At 64.3% G+C, this 15,604-nt stretch carries 14 protein-coding genes; 6 read left to right on the forward strand and 8 right to left on the reverse strand.

Features of this window, described 5'->3' with window-relative positions; all coding sequences use genetic code 11:
* Nucleotides 1-281: 281 nt before the first annotated feature.
* The 6 genes from GR702_RS08540 (at nucleotide 282) to GR702_RS08565 (ending at nucleotide 4,233) form a co-directional block, all read left to right on the forward strand.
* A complete protein-coding gene (locus GR702_RS08540) occupies nucleotides 282-1,151 on the forward strand; it encodes a 1-phosphofructokinase family hexose kinase (RefSeq protein ID WP_337192562.1) in 870 nt (289 codons plus the stop codon).
* 194 nt (nucleotides 1,152-1,345) lie between these two features.
* Nucleotides 1,346-1,501, forward strand: a complete 156-nt coding sequence (locus GR702_RS08545; protein WP_160985498.1) for a hypothetical protein — start codon at nucleotides 1,346-1,348, stop codon at nucleotides 1,499-1,501.
* A gap of 117 nt (nucleotides 1,502-1,618) precedes the next feature.
* Nucleotides 1,619-2,497 (forward strand): LuxR family transcriptional regulator, encoded by an 879-nt coding sequence (locus tag GR702_RS08550; RefSeq protein ID WP_202408155.1) that lies wholly within the window; start codon nucleotides 1,619-1,621, stop codon nucleotides 2,495-2,497.
* Between the two features lie 267 nt (nucleotides 2,498-2,764).
* Nucleotides 2,765-3,010: a type II toxin-antitoxin system TacA family antitoxin gene (locus GR702_RS08555; RefSeq protein ID WP_237449632.1), complete on the forward strand. Its 246-nt coding sequence runs from the start codon at nucleotides 2,765-2,767 to the stop codon at nucleotides 3,008-3,010.
* Nucleotides 3,007-3,534, forward strand: a complete 528-nt coding sequence (locus GR702_RS08560) for a hypothetical protein (RefSeq protein ID WP_048577672.1) — start codon at nucleotides 3,007-3,009, stop codon at nucleotides 3,532-3,534. The genes GR702_RS08555 and GR702_RS08560 overlap by 4 nt, the downstream gene beginning before the upstream one ends.
* 243 nt (nucleotides 3,535-3,777) lie before the next feature.
* A complete protein-coding gene (locus tag GR702_RS08565) occupies nucleotides 3,778-4,233 on the forward strand; it encodes a hypothetical protein (protein WP_048577673.1) in 456 nt (151 codons plus the stop codon).
* Here GR702_RS08565 and GR702_RS08570 read toward each other — a convergent pair.
* The 8 genes from GR702_RS08570 to GR702_RS08605 all read right to left on the reverse strand — a co-directional run bounded on the left by GR702_RS08570 (nucleotide 4,220) and on the right by GR702_RS08605 (nucleotide 15,392).
* Nucleotides 4,220-7,990, reverse strand: a complete 3,771-nt coding sequence (locus tag GR702_RS08570) for a conjugal transfer protein TraG N-terminal domain-containing protein (protein ID WP_160985499.1) — start codon at nucleotides 7,988-7,990, stop codon at nucleotides 4,220-4,222. The genes GR702_RS08565 and GR702_RS08570 overlap by 14 nt on opposite strands.
* A 14-nt stretch (nucleotides 7,991-8,004) precedes the next feature.
* Nucleotides 8,005-9,429, reverse strand: coding sequence for a conjugal transfer protein TraH (locus GR702_RS08575; protein ID WP_048577675.1), 1,425 nt, complete (start codon nucleotides 9,427-9,429; stop codon nucleotides 8,005-8,007).
* A gap of 45 nt (nucleotides 9,430-9,474) precedes the next feature.
* Entirely contained in the window at nucleotides 9,475-9,972 is a 498-nt protein-coding gene (locus GR702_RS08580; protein WP_373886193.1) for a hypothetical protein, read from the reverse strand.
* 83 nt (nucleotides 9,973-10,055) lie between these two features.
* A complete protein-coding gene (locus tag GR702_RS08585; RefSeq protein ID WP_231923301.1) occupies nucleotides 10,056-10,928 on the reverse strand; it encodes a conjugal transfer protein TraF in 873 nt (290 codons plus the stop codon).
* Nucleotides 10,925-11,521 carry a S26 family signal peptidase gene (locus tag GR702_RS08590; RefSeq protein ID WP_048577677.1) on the reverse strand — a complete coding sequence of 199 codons (597 nt, stop codon included), beginning with the start codon at nucleotides 11,519-11,521 and terminating at the stop codon, nucleotides 10,925-10,927. Before GR702_RS08590 ends, GR702_RS08585 begins: the two co-directional genes overlap by 4 nt.
* On the reverse strand, nucleotides 11,493-12,371 hold the full coding sequence (locus tag GR702_RS08595) for a type-F conjugative transfer system pilin assembly protein TrbC (protein ID WP_048577678.1): 879 nt from the start codon (nucleotides 12,369-12,371) through the stop codon (nucleotides 11,493-11,495). The genes GR702_RS08590 and GR702_RS08595 overlap by 29 nt, the downstream gene beginning before the upstream one ends.
* Nucleotides 12,343-13,458: a conjugal transfer protein TraN gene (gene traN, locus GR702_RS08600; protein WP_160985500.1), complete on the reverse strand. Its 1,116-nt coding sequence runs from the start codon at nucleotides 13,456-13,458 to the stop codon at nucleotides 12,343-12,345. Before traN ends, GR702_RS08595 begins: the two co-directional genes overlap by 29 nt.
* Entirely contained in the window at nucleotides 13,455-15,392 is a 1,938-nt protein-coding gene (locus GR702_RS08605; RefSeq protein ID WP_086485617.1) for a hypothetical protein, read from the reverse strand. The genes traN and GR702_RS08605 overlap by 4 nt, the downstream gene beginning before the upstream one ends.
* Nucleotides 15,393-15,604 lie beyond the last annotated feature (212 nt).

Consider the following 15,604-nt stretch of genomic DNA (forward strand, 5'->3'; position numbering starts at 1 on the left):
CTGCTTGGTCTGCAACAGTCCGACCCTTAGACACCCCTATAACTCGAGCTATGCGAGATATCCCGTAGTGGGCCGCGTCAACTGGCATTGCCGTACTGGCCGAGCACATCGCGCTGACCGCGACGTCGTCGATCCTCGATCACATCCGCGAATATGGGCCGGTTGAATTGGGGATATTGCGGATAGACCGGAATGCGGCCGGCCCGCTCAATGGCAGAATGACGAACATTGCCACCCTGACGCTGAACCCCACGATCGACGTCGCCTACGAAGTCGATCGCATGTTCCACACGCGCAAGATGCGGACAAAATCCGAGTTTTACAGCCCAGGCGGTGGCGGCATCAACGTCGCCCGGGTCTTCGTCCGCCTCGGCGGCAATGCTCGAAACTATTATATGGCGGGTGGCGCAACGGGCGATGCGCTCGACGGCCTGCTCGACCTTCATCAGCTTGTTCGCAATCGCATCACCATCGCGGGCCACACCCGCGTTGCATCTGCCGTGCTGGAGATCGAAAGCGGCAAGGAATTCCGCTTCGTCCCGCCCGGCCCGACAATCCAGCCTGTCGAATGGCAGGCGTGTCTTGCCCAGCTTGAAAACGCGCAGTGCAAATTCATGGTCCTAAGCGGTTCGCTACCCCGGGGTATGCCCGGTGACTTCTACGGTCAGGTCGCGGCGCTGATGCACCGACGCAATATCCCGGTTGTGCTCGACAGTTCAGGGCCCGGTCTCAAGGGTGGCCTTCAGGAAGGCCGCATCTTTCTCGTAAAACCCAGCATCGGCGAGTTGCGGCAATTCACCGGCCAGAAACTCGCGACACCCGACGAGATCGCCAATGCCGCAATGGAAATCGTTCGATCGGGACAAGCCGCGCATGTCGCCGTGACCATGGGCCATGACGGCGCAATCCTTGCCACTGCCACCGGACAGCTTTTTCTGCCGGCCGCCTCCATAGAGGCGAAAAGTGCGGTTGGCGCCGGTGACAGTTTCCTCTCCGCCATGCTCTTTGCGATCTCGATCGGCTGGGATACGGCCGAAGCGTTCCGCTTCGGAATTGCTGCTGGCGCTGCCGCCGTGATGAGCCCGGGTCACGATCTCGCCAGACCAGACAATATCCAGCACCTATACCAGCAGGTTACGCCAATACCCTGAGTGTTGCGGCAAATCGGCCATCTGAGATTCATCGCGCCCGAATCATGCGCAAGCTCGACGCTAGTTCGATCGCGAGCCTGGTTGCGACGGCGATAGCGCTAGGCGGCGCGCAACAGACCCTGGTGCGTAGAATCCCGCATTGCTGGAAAAAGGCCGGTCGGTCAGTCAACCTCTTACGCCAAAGAGACTGAATGATGACCGACAATACTCCCAACGGGGCGAACATGAACGTCCGCGCGCCCTTCCCGATTGCTCATCCAGAGGCGGCGAGGATACTGCTTTTTCTGCCGCACATGCAGGCCGCCATAATCACGGCCGCTCTGGAGCAGCAGCAGGCCCCTCAAATCTAGCAAAGGATCCATCCTTTATGAATATTAGCACGACCGGCCTCGATTCGGCTAAAAATTGCTTTTCAAGCTCACGCGATCAGAAAAGTTGTCGTCCGCAAGACGCTAAGACAACCGCAGATGCGTCCCTTCTTCGAGAAGTTTCCGCCTAGTCTGGTCGGAGCGGAAGCCTGCGACTGGACGAAGATCTGCGCCGGCGAGGAGGAGAAACCCGTGTATGTCGGACCCCGCCTGCTTGAAGCGCTATCCCGTCTCAACATGGCATCGTCGACCGAGGCACTGCGCGACGGACTGGCTGATGCCGCCAGGCAAATGGGCTTTCCCTATATCGCGCTGGTCCAACACGGCGGTCTGCCGCGGCTGGTCGAGTGCTCGATGGTGGTCACCAACTATCCGGCGAAGTTCGTCCAATCCTACATCGCAAACCACTATTATGTTATCGACCCGGTCTATGAAGTGAGCCAGCTTCTCGATCGGCCGTTCGGCTGGGAGGAGATCAGCAACGTCGTCGAGCTTGCCGATCACCAGCATGCCCTTTTCAAGGAAGCGGGGCGCTACGGGATCGTTCACGGCGTCACCGTGCCGCTACACATCCCGAGCGAGTCCTACGCGTCATGCACCTTCGCCCGCCCGGAACCGATCGAGATCACGCCATCGCTGATGACCACGCTCCAGATCATCGCCGGCTTCGCGTTCAGGGCGGGCCTCTATCTCCATCACGCCATGCACGACCGCAATGTTCCCCGGCTTACGCGCCGCGAGGCAGAATGCACGGCGCTGATCGCGCTCGGCAAGACCGATTGGGAGATCGGCCAGATCCTCGGGATCGCCCAAACCACGGTTCGGTATTTCATAACGAGAGCGAAGCAACGCTACGGCGTCTTCAGGCGCTCGGAGCTGGTCGCGCGCGCGATCATCGATGCTCAGGTCATCCGTGATGGCCAGGACAGGGATAGCAAGGTGCCCGAGAGCGCCGACGACAAGCCGGAGCGTGGATAGCTCACATCGCGTTGCGGGAGCGGACGATGCGCCAGATACGGCTTGGACCATTTTGCGGCGAGCAGCGCGGAAGGGTGGAGGTTGGTTGAGGCGGTGGAGTAGAATCGGAAAGGTGGTGAGTGGGGAAGCGCGTTAACGCCCCCAAGCGCCCCGGTGCTCTTTCAAAGCGTACACTGCTTGACGAACGGCAGCGGAAGGGTGTACCAATTGAAGCTGTACGAGTGGAGGCACACAATGCCGCGAGCAGTAGTGGAAGACAACAGACGCATGAGCCTGCGGATTCGGCCGGAGCAAAAGGCTTTGCTTGCCCGGGCGGCTGCGCTCAAGCATACCGATCTCACGACCTTTGTCACACGTTCGGCGCTGCGCGAGGCCGAGAACGTGATCGAAGAGTCGGAGCGGACGAAACTGAGCGAGAGAGACAGCCTGCTCGTTCTTGATCTGCTCGAGAACCCGCCGCCGGTGAATGCGAAACTGCGCGCTGCCATCGCCGCGATGCCGAAGTTGGCATGACGCTTCCTTCATGGCACGAGGAAGCGATTTCGAAAGCGCATGACCGGACTTCATTCGACTGCGGCGACAATGATCTGAACGTCTACTTGCAGCGTTATGCGCGGCAAAGCCACGAGGCAGGCGGGGCGAAGACGTTCCTCGCCATCGACGACACCGACAGCAAGACGGTTCTCGGCTTTTACAGCATCGCTCCGGGCAGCATGGATCATGCGGATACGCCAGAACTGGCGAGGCGAGGACTCGCCAGGCATGAGGTGCCGGGCTTCCGGCTCGCGCGGCTAGCAACGGATCTGCGTGTGCAGGGGCAAGGGCTCGGGGGTCAGCTCCTGGGCGCGATCGGGCGCAGATGCATTCGCGTCGCGACCGAGGTCGGCGGGGTTATGCTGATCATCGACGCCAAAAACGAGCGCGCCGCGGACTGGTATGCCGGCTACGGCGCTATTCCGCTGCACGACAAACCGCTGACGCTCATATTGCCCTTTGCGACACTCGAACGTGAATTGAGAGCTGCAGGCCAGTTCTAGGCGTTCAGGGCGCGATGCGCCGTGCAATGTCGTTTGTCTTCGACGTGAGCTCCACACCGGGGTCACTCGCGCGACCATATCCACATCGGAACCCGAAGGCTGAGGCGCGCTCCAGATCGGCTTGCAGAGAACAGAATCAGCGGGGTCAAACCAGTGTTCCAGTGCGATTTGCCGCACGAAACCGGCTATGAATGATGGAACAATGACAAGATCTCTGCTATAGTCGGCTGCGAGGAACTATCGATGAATACCGCAGCCGACATGCCCCCAACCGATCCTGCAGCGCCGCGGCTGAGGCTAGCCGATTGGCTGTGGCGTCCGTGGTATGCAAAGGCGTGGTGGGCCACGATCCCGGTCTGGTGGATCGGCATGGCGGCGTCCACGAAGATCGCGCCGCTGGAGGCCTTCTACGACAGCGCGCCTGCCGGTTTTCTCAATGTGCTTTTCTTCCCGATGACTGCGCTCCTGGCGCTGGGTGTCGGTTACGCGCAGGATTGGCTGACGGCATTTGCGCCGCAGGGCGAGGGCGATCCTATATCCGATGAGGCGCGGGCTAGAATTGCCCGTCTGTGGGAAGAGCATGATCGCGCTATGGAAGATATCCGAGCCGGCAGCGATATCCACGATCCGCGCTCCGGGGCGCTATACATCGGCAATCCGATAAGCCCTAACAATGGCGCTCGTATCAGCGTTTTTTGAAGCTGCTGTCGCCATCGCCCGGGCTGCCCTCGATGTCCGTGGAGAATCTCCCGCCCTTCAGAACCGCGTTCTGTTCAACCGATGTGAGAGGGCCAGTAACGTCGAATGTCGCGCGCCCGGAATCCGCGTCCTGAAGGTAGCGGTTACGCATGCCATCCGGGCCAAGGATGCGATCTGACAGTTCGCGGGAGAAGGTTGCAGCCGGATCGCTGGACCGGGCCGCGGCACGTTCGGCGGCAGCAATTGCCTCTCGAACGTCGTAGTTCACGATATCCAGGCTCGACTGAGCATTCTCCGTTGAAATGCCAACATCACGGCTCTCGAACCCCAGACTTCCGCCGACACGTCCCGAGGTGGAACGGCCCTTCTGGGTGGTCGGCGTTTGGCTCGATTGCTGTCCCTTGCCGGCCGGTTGTCCGCGGCCGCCAATAGCTTCGGATTCCTGAGAGTCGATACTCCCTCCGACATGAGCACCGACAGACGTACCAATCGTGACCTGATCCTGCGCCGAGCGCGACAGCCCCCGCTGCCATCCGGTCTGCGCGATGATCGCCTGGACGTCCCTGGTGAGCGTATCTGCTACCTGCGGATTGAGCCGCCAGTTGCCGTGCCGGTCCATCTCGAACCCGCCGCGCAGCCAGTTCTGCATCATGGCCTGGCCCTGTTCGCCGCTGCTCAGGAAATGCTCGATCGTGTCGGGCCCGGCCTGTTTGCCCGCCTCGAAACGCGTACTGGTGTCGTTGCGCGCCGACTGTTGGAACCCGACCGAGCTCGATACCAGCACATCGTTGTCGGCGAACGAAAATCGCGCACGCCCGCCATTGGCGATCGCACCGAGCTGGCTCTCGTTGATCAGACCACCGCGCCACATCTGCGCTGCGGTCTCCGGCGTCAGATTGAGGCTCAGGTCACCATTTTGCGCCATGGCGATCTGGCGCTTGGACATCTGCACGCCATGCTCGCCCAGCAGTTGCTGCATGCGGGTCAGGCGCTCATTGTCGACAATGCGGGTCAGGCGCTCGTTGCGCGCGCGATCGGCAATTCCTTCCGCGCCGCCTTCGGCCATATCGACCTGATTGCCGGCACCCTGCGACAATGTGCGAATGAAGCTATCGAGGTGGGCCGCCTGCCGCACCGACATGCCCGCAGCCGCCGCACCCTCGGCAAAGCCGGCATTGTCGGCCTGTCGACGCTGCTCGCCGATCCGAGCCGCAGAGCGCGTTCCATCATGGCCGACCTCGCGCTGCGCATCGAGCTTGCCCGACCGCTCGGCGAAGTCGTAGCCCGCCGCCTCGCGTGTGCGCCCGTAGACGCTGGTGCCTTCCCGGGCAGCCTCGGCCGTCGCGCCGTCGGCGGTGCCGACCTGCACAGCGGCATTGTAGGTTTCGAGCGCGCGCATCACCTGCGCTTCGTTGCGGCCAGTTGCGCGGGAGAGCTGGGAAATGGCGGTGGAGCGGGCTTCGCCCGAGAGGGCGTTGATGAAGGCGATCCGACGGGAGGTTTCCTGCACGCCGAGGCCGAGCATCGATGCGGCATTACGCTGCCCCTCATTGCTGCCGGTGCGGTGTGCCTGCTCGGTCGCGACATTGCCGCGCTCGATCCGCGTCACATTGTCGCCCGCGAAATCGCGCCGTCCTTCCATCGCGCCGACCTGGACCTGAGCGGCGGTGAGGTCGTTCCGCAGCATCTGCTCCTGGTCGAAGGTGTTGGCAATCAGCTTGGCGAAGGTTGGATCGGCCGATGCCTGCGCGATCACCGTCGAAGCTTTCAGTACCGCGTCCTTCTGGTCGTAGCCGTTCCGCTCGAAATGCCGCTGTGCGCCGGACAACATCATGTCATAGGCGCGCGTATCGCCGAACGCCTTCCACTGGACCATCCGTTGCGTAAAGGCGGCAAAGGCACCTTCGCCCGCCTGTCCCTGGCCGAAATATCCCGTGCCCAGCGCGCGCAGCGCATCCTTCTCCGCGAAATTATGGATCGCCGTCGTCGCGGCATTGTCGCGCACTGCGCGAACGGTCGCTGGATCGGTCAGACTACGGCCAGTGAGCGCTGGCGATAACCCGCCCAGTTCTCGTGCGCTATCGAGCCCACCCATGCCGAATGCGGCCGTGCCGTTCGCCCCGCCGCCGTGCTCGCCGAGGACCCGGCTTGCGGCGCCGAATGCCCGGTTCGCGCCGAAGGTCGAGCGCTCCCCGAAGTCGCCGAAGTTCGACGCCGCACCGCGCCGCGCCATGGTGCCCGCCGCCGTCGCCTGCGCCTCGAGCGCGCCCGCATAGCCCTCGCTTGTGGCGAGCGGCGCGGCGGCGGCCGTGCCCTGTCCCTGGACACCGAGGGCGCCGCTGGTGAACGAGGTGAACACGTTGCCCGAAAAACGGAACACGGTGAACACGAAGGCGCCCGCAAGTCCCGCCGCAGCCGTGCGGAAGCTCCCGAAGATGGCGAGCGCCTTCATCGCGGAGGAGGGCGCGAGCATCCATGCGTTGGCCGCGACATTGTTCGCGCGCATCTCGGCCAGCACGTCGGTCGCGCGGCCCAAGGTGAGTTGATAGATGCCGGCGTCGATCACGCCCCAAAGCGCGACGAACACGAAAAGACCGAGCGCGAACGACGCGACGCGCAGGTTGATCGGGGTGAGGATGAACAGGAGCGCGATCGGCATCATGAATAACATGATTCCGAAGACCGTGGCCCGGATGGTCGGCATCCATTCGTTGGCGGTCGACATGGTGGCGAGGCCGGAGGAGACGACGGCGCGATTGGCCATGACGCGCGCGGCGGTTGCCGGACTGTCCTCGAACAGCACGTCTCCCACCGTACTGCCGAGCATGACATTGGTCAGGAACTGCTGGAGCGACTGGGGTGTGTCCATCATCATCTGGCCGAGTTCGCCGATGTTGGATCGGCAACGCTGTAGCTGGGTCGCGTTGGTGATATCGTAGCCGGTGCGTGTGCAGACCTGCGCGACGTAATTGTCGAACAGCGCGGGCTCGGAGAGGCGCGTCGAGATATGCTCCCAGGTTTCGGTGCAGCTGACCGTCGTGCCGCCCTTGTCGGTGGACGTGAACACCGTGCTGAATGTCGCGGGACCCGCCATACCCGCGAAGGCGGCGGGCAGATCGGTGGCGGTGCGGAACAGCATATCATCGTCAACGCCATAGGCGGGCGAGACGCGCGCGACCGGATAGCATTGCCGGACATAGTCCTTGATCGTGCTATCTAGGAAGGTGTCGGTCATCGGACCGCGCGGGGACGCGGCATTGAGAAACAGATCGAACGTGTGGCCGCCCGCGCCGAACTCGAGCTTGGCGTGCGGATCGGTCGTATTGTCGTCGATGACCTCGGCCAGCGCGCGCTCCATCATATTGGTCACGCCCGCGACCAGCACGATCAGGTTCGGCACGTCGCCGACCGGCTGATAGGCGTTGCGGACGCGGTCATAGACATGGACCGTGCCCGTGGTCGCCACCATGCCGACGAACAGCCCGACGCCGATCAGCATCTGAAAACCGAACCCGACCAGCCCCATGCCCTGACCGCGGATGCCGGCGAGCAGGACACCGAGGCCGATGCCGACCACCGCGACGATCAGTACCAGTGTCTCGTAGCGCGGATCGCCGAAGATCATCGAGACCAGGCGGAAGGCGTCCACAGTCTCGGCAAAGCCGTCATAAGTATGGAAGCTGGTATCGATCGCCAGCGCGGGTGTGGCCACGAAAAGCGCGATCAGGACGGACAGGGCGCGGAGAATGCGGATCATGGCGTGGCCCTAGCTCAGCGGTTGCGGTTGGCGGCGGCGCCGGCGGCATCACGCGCATCGCGGTCGCGCTGGCGAACCACCCCGGCATAGTTGGCCGAGAGATTCGCCGACTCAAGCGCTGCCATATAGGACTGACGCATCTGCGCGCGCTGGCGCAGCACTTCGTCGCGCAGTCCGCTCAATTGCTCGATTCCCTTGCTGAGGATGCGCGTCTGGCAGACCTTGGCATTTCCGGGATCGCTGGCCCCTGCCGCCGTCGCGCCGCGTTCGGCATTGGACACCGCGAAGTCGATGCTGCGCGTGAGGTCGTTGAGCATCTGATAGGCGAGCGTCAGGGCGACCAGTTCATCGGTGTCACCGATCACGCTCTCGACCATGCCCTGCCGCACGCCCCATTCCAGCAGGCGATAGACCGGCAATGTACGGACATTGGCGACGAACTGGCGTTCCTCGGGCGTCAGAGCAGCCCGGGTGCGGATTTTGACCGCAATTGACTCCATCCGTCCGCGCGAAAGGATCAGTGCGCCCTTGCCGCTGCCGTCCACGGAACAATCAGTCGAGGTTGGCGGCACGGCGATGGCTCGGGTCTGGACCTTGCCCGTTAGAAAATCGTCCACGCTCTCGGTATCCTGCCGTGGACAGGCCGGGATCGCGCTAAACAGAGGCACGCGATCGGTGGCGTCCCAGCGCATATAGACGTCGCCGACGCGCGCGCGCATAACGCCGGCCCATTCGGATGCTCCGACCCGCGCGGCGGCGTGGGCGAGCAGCGAGCCGGTCTTGAAGATGTCGGTGACCTCGGCGGGGCAGTTTTCGAGCGCGTCCTTCAAATCCTCGGTCGGATTGCCCTGATTGGCCTGGATTTTCTCACGGCTCTGCTGATAGCTTTTCGAGAAACCTTCGCGCACCGACTTATAGCCGGTCATCTCCTCGATGATGCCGGACATGTTGTCGTCACCCTTGGCGATCTGCACCATGCGGTTGGCGAGACGGCAGTCGTTGACCTGGATCGAGTTCAGGAAGTTGGTCGCGGCCTCCATCTTCGAGATGATGTTGCCCATCTTTTCATCAAGGGTTTCGAGTAGATATTGAAAAGCAACGGCGGGCGCGGCCTGCAGGATGCTTTCGAGCTTTTGCACGAGGTAGTCCGGATCGAGGAAACTCATTCCCCCCAGGAACATGTCGATTCCGCCGCAGCCCGCCCTGATCTTCGGCAGCGTGACGCTCATCAGATAGTCGTTATGGACGTCGACCCGGCCCGACATGCCGCCCGCGGTGATGTAGCCGCGAGTCTGATCCTCGAAGCTGCCGGGGCTGGTGTAAGTAACATTGTCGAACCAGCTCTCGGCCCAGCTTTGCGCGGACGCGGGGGAAGCGAAGCCGCAGACCGCCAGCAGCGGCAGGGCAAGCAAGGTCAGACGACAACGAGCGGAGGCCATGGCAGACAACTTTCCTGGAAGTGGGCGAGGACGTGGCTCCCCATGTCAATTCCTCGCCCGGTTGGGGACGGGGCGTGGCGATGCGGCCACGATCCCGGTGAATTTCGACATGCCGCGCACGCCGACGGTGGGCTTCACCCCGGTCAGCATCTTGGCGGCAAGGTAGAGGTTGCGCGCCAGGTTCGGCTCGTGGTCGGTTCCGATCGCAACCGGAATGATGCGATTGGGATCGGAGACCGGGCGCACCCAGGCGACGGGATGCCCCACCCAGGGCAGACCGAGTCGCCCGGAGCGCAGCATCGCCTCCTGGCTACCGATCGTGCGCACCTTCCAACCATAGCGTTGCCCGAGGGCACCGAGTCTGTTCCAGAGATCGGCACAGGGCACGCAACCCGGCGCCGTGCTCATCTCGACGATGAAGGCCGGTCCCTGGCCCTTCATGGTTTCCGCGAAATCGGGCGGCCAGTTGCGTGTCACCGGCACGCGGGCGAGCCATTGTCGCATCCCGGCCTCGGTTGCGACGGGATGGATCGCCGCGCGCATCGCCTGCTCGCGGGTGACAGGCTGTGCGGACGCCGGGGAAGCGCCCGCAAGGAACACGGCCAGCGTGCAGGCCAGGTGCCGCTTCACCGCTGCGGCTCCAGGCTCGCGCCGACAAGATCGCCGCCAAGCGCGCGGGGATCGGTTGCGGACACCGGCCCGGCCGAGAGGGCATCGAAAAAGCCGTCCTCTTCGCCGGCCCCGGTCAGGAACTGTTCGGGCCGGATATCACCCGCAAGCAGCCGCACCGCCTGATAGGCCGTCTGGATGAGATTGGGATAAGCCTCGACCCCGCTCGCGATCACCATGCGCTGCTGGCTGTTGCGCCTGATCACCATCGTCGTCGGCGTGATCTCGACCCCGAACCGCTGGGCCAGCTCGGGCCTGCGCTCGATGTCAATCAGCGTGACCTGCCAGCCCATCTCCTCCTGGAAGCGCTGGACGATCGGCCACTGGACGCGGCAATAGCCGCAAGTCGAACGCGAGAACATGACCAGTGCGAACTCGTTGGCCCGGCCGCGCAGATACTGGCGACGGACCTGATCCTTTTGCGCGGAAAGCTGGTCGCGGGCCTCGCCGACCATCGGATTGGCGGACTTGGCGTTGAGTTCGGGATTTTGGAGCATGGCGATCTGGGTGACTCCCGCGAAGGCGCGCGCCTTGCGCCTCGCGAAATCCTGCAACCGCCAGAAATCCGCCACGGCATCGACCGTCAGTACGGTCGCAGCATAGTCGCGTTGCTGCTCGATCAGATTCCTGATCTTCGGTGGTGTCCATGTCGCCAGCTCCGCCATCGGCGGGATCGCCGGCTTCATCAGCGCATCTGGATCGGCTTCATCATCCGCAGGGCCGGGCGGGGCCTGATACCACCAATAGCCGGTGCGCTGGTCGGCGGCTTGTGCAGGGGCCGGCATGGCAGGCACGAGCGCCGCCGCGAGCAGGAGGGCCGCCCGGCTCACAGCAGTTTCTCCATGCGTTGGAGTTGTCCGATTTCGACCGGACCATAGTAACGGCTGTCGAATCCGCTCGCGTGCGGTGATCCGACATAGATTGTTCCGGGCAGGATGAGACCGTTGTCGGGTTGCCAATGATCGAGACGCTGACCGTCGTGACCGAAGGGCTTGCTGACGCCAAGCAGCCTGCCGTTGCAGTAATACCAGCCATCCCATTCGCCATAGGTCATGGACGGCTTCTCGATCAGCGAGATGCGGTCCCCTGGGAGGCACATGGCATATTTGGTGACAGCAACCGGCTTGGGGCCGGCGAGCGGGTGCGACAAGGTGAACGAGACGAGATCGTCCCGGCCGATCGGTCCCGGCGCCTTGCGGACGAGCCACGCGTCGATCGACGGGCTCATGACGATCGTCGCCTGCGGGATCGCCCACCAGGTGAAGAGGCCGACCGGCAACACGATGCCAAAGGCCTTCCACAGTTGCTTCGGGCGCGGAGGCTGGCCGAGCCCCGAACTGCCGAGCGCCACCGCCGCCTTCAGCGGCAGCGCCTTCAATTCGACGAAGCCGGCTTTAGCGGCCCTGAAGGCGAGCCTGAGCATCGCTGACCTCCTTCTTTCCGCCGAGGCGGGCATATTCTTCGAGAAGTCCGGAAAGCGCCGCGTCGCCATAGACGACATGGGCCGCGCGCGGGCTGTCATCCTCGCGCTCGCAATAGGGCAGGGCGGGATCGCCCGGCACCATGGCGAGCGCTGGAACGCGGGTGACACTGTGCTGACGGAAGATCAGTGGATCGACGATCAACTGCACGTCGCGCATCGCGCAGGCCGGGCCTTCGCAGCCGGGATCATGGCGCAGGATCTCGGCCGAGAGCTTCGCCATCGGGGCGACCTTCGTGAGTCCGCCCGGCATTCCGCGAAAGGCGAGCACGCCGCCGACCCGTTCAAGTTGCCCTGCGTAGGTCCGCAGCGTTGTCACCGGCATGGACGAGGACACGAACAGCACCGGCACCCAGCCTTTGGCGCTCGGCGGCGCGGTGATGCCGACGACCGCCTCCATGTCGGGCGCTTCGAGGCCGAGAGCTTGGCCAAGGCGAAGTGCCATTGCTTCGCGTTCGGCCGCCATAGCCTCCTTGGCCTTGTCCATGGCTGTACGCGCGCGGGCGTCCATCGCAGGGGACGGGGCACGCTTGCGCAGGCCTTCAAAGGCGCGGCGGCGGGATTCTTCCGATGGCGTCGGCAGTGACGTCGGACCGCGCGTTTCCGCTTCCTGCTTTCGGGCGGCCGTGGCGCGTTCGAGCCGGTCGAGTGCGGCCTCACCTTGCGCTGCTGCCCCATCACGCGCATTGTCCGGGCGAGGGTTGTCCTGCGCCAGAGCGGAAGCGGAGACGAGCATCGCCATCGCGGCGGCGAGAGGCCGCACGCTACTGGCCGATGGCCTGCATATGGGCATCGATCTTGTCCTTCATGTCGATCTGGATGTCGGCCTGGGCGCGGGCCTCGATCTCGGAATAATATTCGGAAAGGTCCATTTTGGAGAAATCCAGCGCCTGGAACTCTTCCGGGGTGAAGCCGCGGCAATAGGGGTTCTTCGGCGTGCCCCAGCCGACGCTGTTGAACGATTTGAGCTGCGGGCGGCCCTGTTCCTGGATGATGCGGCCAAGCTTGGTGTTGAAGCAGCAATGGCCGCGCGACCGCTGGACGCAGACGCCGAGAATGCGCGAGGAGCAGTAGCGCCCGACCTCGTGGCACATGCCCGATCCCCGTAGCATGCCCACTTCCATGTCTTGCTGGTCACAGCCCGAGAGCAGAAAATCCATCATGAAGTTGATCGCGAGGCTGATCGCGATCGAGGTCGGATCGATGCCGGCGATGATGGCGTTCGCGCCTGATGTCGCGGCCTGACCAGCGGTCGCTCCGGCCCGGAAGGCTGTGTAGGCGGCGCTCATGCCGGTATAGACGCCTTTGGCCACGGCGATCTTGGTCTGGATCGATGAGATGGACGAGCCCATCCCGTCCTTGACGATCTTGCCCTTGTCCTTGCAGCAATTCTGGAATGTGGTGCGCAGCCCCGCCGGGCGGCAGCGCACCGCGCGCCCTGCGAAGATCTCGATATTGCCGAGACAATGCCCCTCTGCATCGACCACGCCGTCGGCGGGCGCGCCGGGATCGTCGATGACCGGATCGTCCTCGATTCCAGCGCCGTCGCTCCCCGTGCACGCATGGGGCGAGCACATCGGCGTTCCGCCGCCCGCCGGGGTCAGACATTGATGCTGCGATCCCAGCGGGCAGCTATATTCGCCCTGCGCATCGGCGACGCACATCACCTGCTGGACCGGGCAGAGCCAGGCGTCGTCGGCCATGGCCGAGCAGCTCACGACCTCGCCGGGATCGCCGGCATCGCCATTGCCGTCGAGGTCGACCGCGCAGACAGGTTGCTGCGCCTGCGCCGGAGCGAACTGACCGGCGAGTAGAAACCCGCAGATGGCGAGCGCGATCAGGGCAACCTGCGTCGGCCAGAGGAGAGGACGCCAGATCATCGCACTTCTCCGGTGCAGACGAGATCGGCGCCGCCGAGACGGACAGTCTGCATCATCACGACTGCTTCGGGAAAATCGTCGAGACAGCCGCAGGCCGAGACGATCTCTTCGCCCGGACCGGCGGGGCAGATGTCACCGCCCGCGCTGCCGGTCTTGCAAGCGTAGTAGAATGTGTCCCAACCCGTGGGCGCGTTCTGTTTGGAGCTGACGACGCCATCCAATGCCACGCCGTCATTAGCCTTGGGCGCGCGTGTCTTGCAGACCGGCTCGCAGGCCGGGACCGTACCGCGATCGGGTAGCGCGAAGGGACGCGACGACGTCGTATAGCCGTCATCGGCGGTCTTCACCCGGTCGGCGAGCAGCGCCTCGGTCGAATGGTCGATGATATAGGCGCCGCGGCTGAGATCGGGCGGCGTCGGCGAGCCGAGATCGACGGCGCATTTGTAGCGGCGCTCGCGCTTGAAGAAATCGCGGGTCAGCCGGATCGTGCAGATCCCATTGCCGAACAGGCGCGTTTGCGGTAGCGGCGTGAGGCCGGTGCCGACGCCGTTCCTGACGGTCTGCACGCCGTCGACGGTCTCGCCATCGAGGCGGCAGGCGGAATCGGCGGCATAGCCCGAGCAGAGATCGACGAGGCGTTCGGAGACACCGCAGCTCGCATCGACCCGGACCTCGATATCGACCCAGCCCCAACGGCCGTCACCGCCGCCGCGCACGCGCACGCCGAGCGCCGCCGTTCCAGCGCGGAACCGTTCGGTGAGATCGATCGGCGTCAGGTTGACCGTTTCGGCATCGACGTTGCAGTCGCCCGAAGGCAGGGCGTCGCCCAGCCACGGCCGCTTGCCGGCATAGCCGACGACCTCGCCGTTGACGCGTGATTGCAGCCAGTCATTGGCGTCTTGCCGGACGATGCGGGCAGAGACGAGGCCGTCTGGCCTCAGAACCTGGAACGTCGCCGTGAATATGGGCGGTGCGGCCGAGCAATTGCCGTTGCCGCCAATCCGGTAGCGCCGGCAGTCGGTTCCGCAGCTCGTGACCGACTGGACTTGTCCGGAAACGCTGATGATGTCGTCATAGATCGCCGGCGCCAGCGTCACTTCCCGCTCGATCGTGCAGAGCCTCACCTGATCCGCCTTGCCGACGCCAGCGGGCGAGGCCTTGAGCGCCTGGAAGATGCTGCTCGAAGTCGACGCCGCAGAGGCGTCACCCTGGATCGCGGTCGGATTGGCGCGATAGGCGGTCTGGGGCAGCGACGGATTGGGCGTGCAGGCGGTGCTTTGCGCGCCGGTATAGCGGATCACCGGGCCGTCGATCGCGGCCTGCGCGACGCCGACGCGCGGATCGGCGGTGGTGAGCGCGCCGATCACCCCGCCACCCAGGTCCTTCAGCACCGAGGCCATATTGCCCCAGACCAGGTTCGCGCCGCAGCTGTTGTTGATGCAGTAGCAGCCGGCGAGATCGGTCAACCCGACCTCGGTGAGCTTGAGGTCGCCGCTCGAGGCGACATCCCATTTGAACGTCTTGCACTGGTTCCAGGTGCCGGGCTGGCAGGAAACAATGCCGTTGGCGCAGATGCCGGACACCGGCACGGGCAAGGTCAATGTCTGGTCGACGCTGCCGTCGAGATCCTTGTCGCGCGAAATGCGGAGCGTCCCGATGTCCCCCGTTCCGGCAGGCTGCGCGAGCAGTTCGAGCAGCGTCGCCGTCTTCTGGCACGCGATATTCGGGTTGAACGTCTTGCTGTTGTCGACGGTCGTGATCGGCTGCCCGGCAAGGCCCGGCGTCAGATAGTTCTCCTGGATCGCATCGCTGTCGGACGTCTTCGCGCGCGAGGCCTCGGCGGCGGCGCGGGCGCGATCCTCGACTGTCTGCGCCGAGGCCGACATTGGTAGAGTGGCGGTCGCCGCCAGCAGGAGGAGACAGCGCACTTTCATGGCTGCCTCGCCCGCGTGCCGCGTGAACCGCGCCGGAACCGGAACACGTCTCCCGCGCGGAATGCGCTGGATCCGGGCGAGAGTATCCGGAAGACGGCCTGGCCCTCGAAGGTGGTCAGCGCGGCCGCCACCGGCGCGGCATGAGGGGGGCCTGCCGCCCACGATGGGGGGCATTCGGCCGCGCTGACCATAGGTGGAGCGACGGCGGCAGG

It is taken from the genome of Novosphingobium silvae (assembly GCF_009856825.1).
GTDB lineage: Bacteria > Pseudomonadota > Alphaproteobacteria > Sphingomonadales > Sphingomonadaceae > Novosphingobium > Novosphingobium silvae.

Bases quoted from the DNA above. Each gene is read 5' to 3' on its own strand.
- GR702_RS08575 (WP_048577675.1), bottom strand. From the start codon at position 9,429: ATGGCCTCCGCTCGTTGTCGTCTGACCTTGCTTGCCCTGCCGCTGCTG.
- GR702_RS08580 (WP_373886193.1), bottom strand. From the start codon at position 9,972: ATGCGCGCGGCGATCCATCCCGTCGCAACCGAGGCCGGGATGCGACAA.
- GR702_RS08560 (WP_048577672.1), top strand. From the start codon at position 3,007: ATGACGCTTCCTTCATGGCACGAGGAAGCGATTTCGAAAGCGCATGAC.
- GR702_RS08540 (WP_337192562.1), top strand. From the start codon at position 282: ATGTTCCACACGCGCAAGATGCGGACAAAATCCGAGTTTTACAGCCCA.
- GR702_RS08545 (WP_160985498.1), top strand. From the start codon at position 1,346: ATGACCGACAATACTCCCAACGGGGCGAACATGAACGTCCGCGCGCCC.
- GR702_RS08590 (WP_048577677.1), bottom strand. From the start codon at position 11,521: ATGCTCAGGCTCGCCTTCAGGGCCGCTAAAGCCGGCTTCGTCGAATTG.
- GR702_RS08555 (WP_237449632.1), top strand. From the start codon at position 2,765: ATGAGCCTGCGGATTCGGCCGGAGCAAAAGGCTTTGCTTGCCCGGGCG.
- GR702_RS08565 (WP_048577673.1), top strand. From the start codon at position 3,778: ATGAATACCGCAGCCGACATGCCCCCAACCGATCCTGCAGCGCCGCGG.
- GR702_RS08595 (WP_048577678.1), bottom strand. From the start codon at position 12,371: ATGCCCATATGCAGGCCATCGGCCAGTAGCGTGCGGCCTCTCGCCGCC.
- GR702_RS08550 (WP_202408155.1), top strand. From the start codon at position 1,619: ATGCGTCCCTTCTTCGAGAAGTTTCCGCCTAGTCTGGTCGGAGCGGAA.
- traN (WP_160985500.1), bottom strand. From the start codon at position 13,458: ATGATCTGGCGTCCTCTCCTCTGGCCGACGCAGGTTGCCCTGATCGCG.
- GR702_RS08605 (WP_086485617.1), bottom strand. From the start codon at position 15,392: ATGAAAGTGCGCTGTCTCCTCCTGCTGGCGGCGACCGCCACTCTACCA.
- GR702_RS08570 (WP_160985499.1), bottom strand. From the start codon at position 7,990: ATGATCCGCATTCTCCGCGCCCTGTCCGTCCTGATCGCGCTTTTCGTG.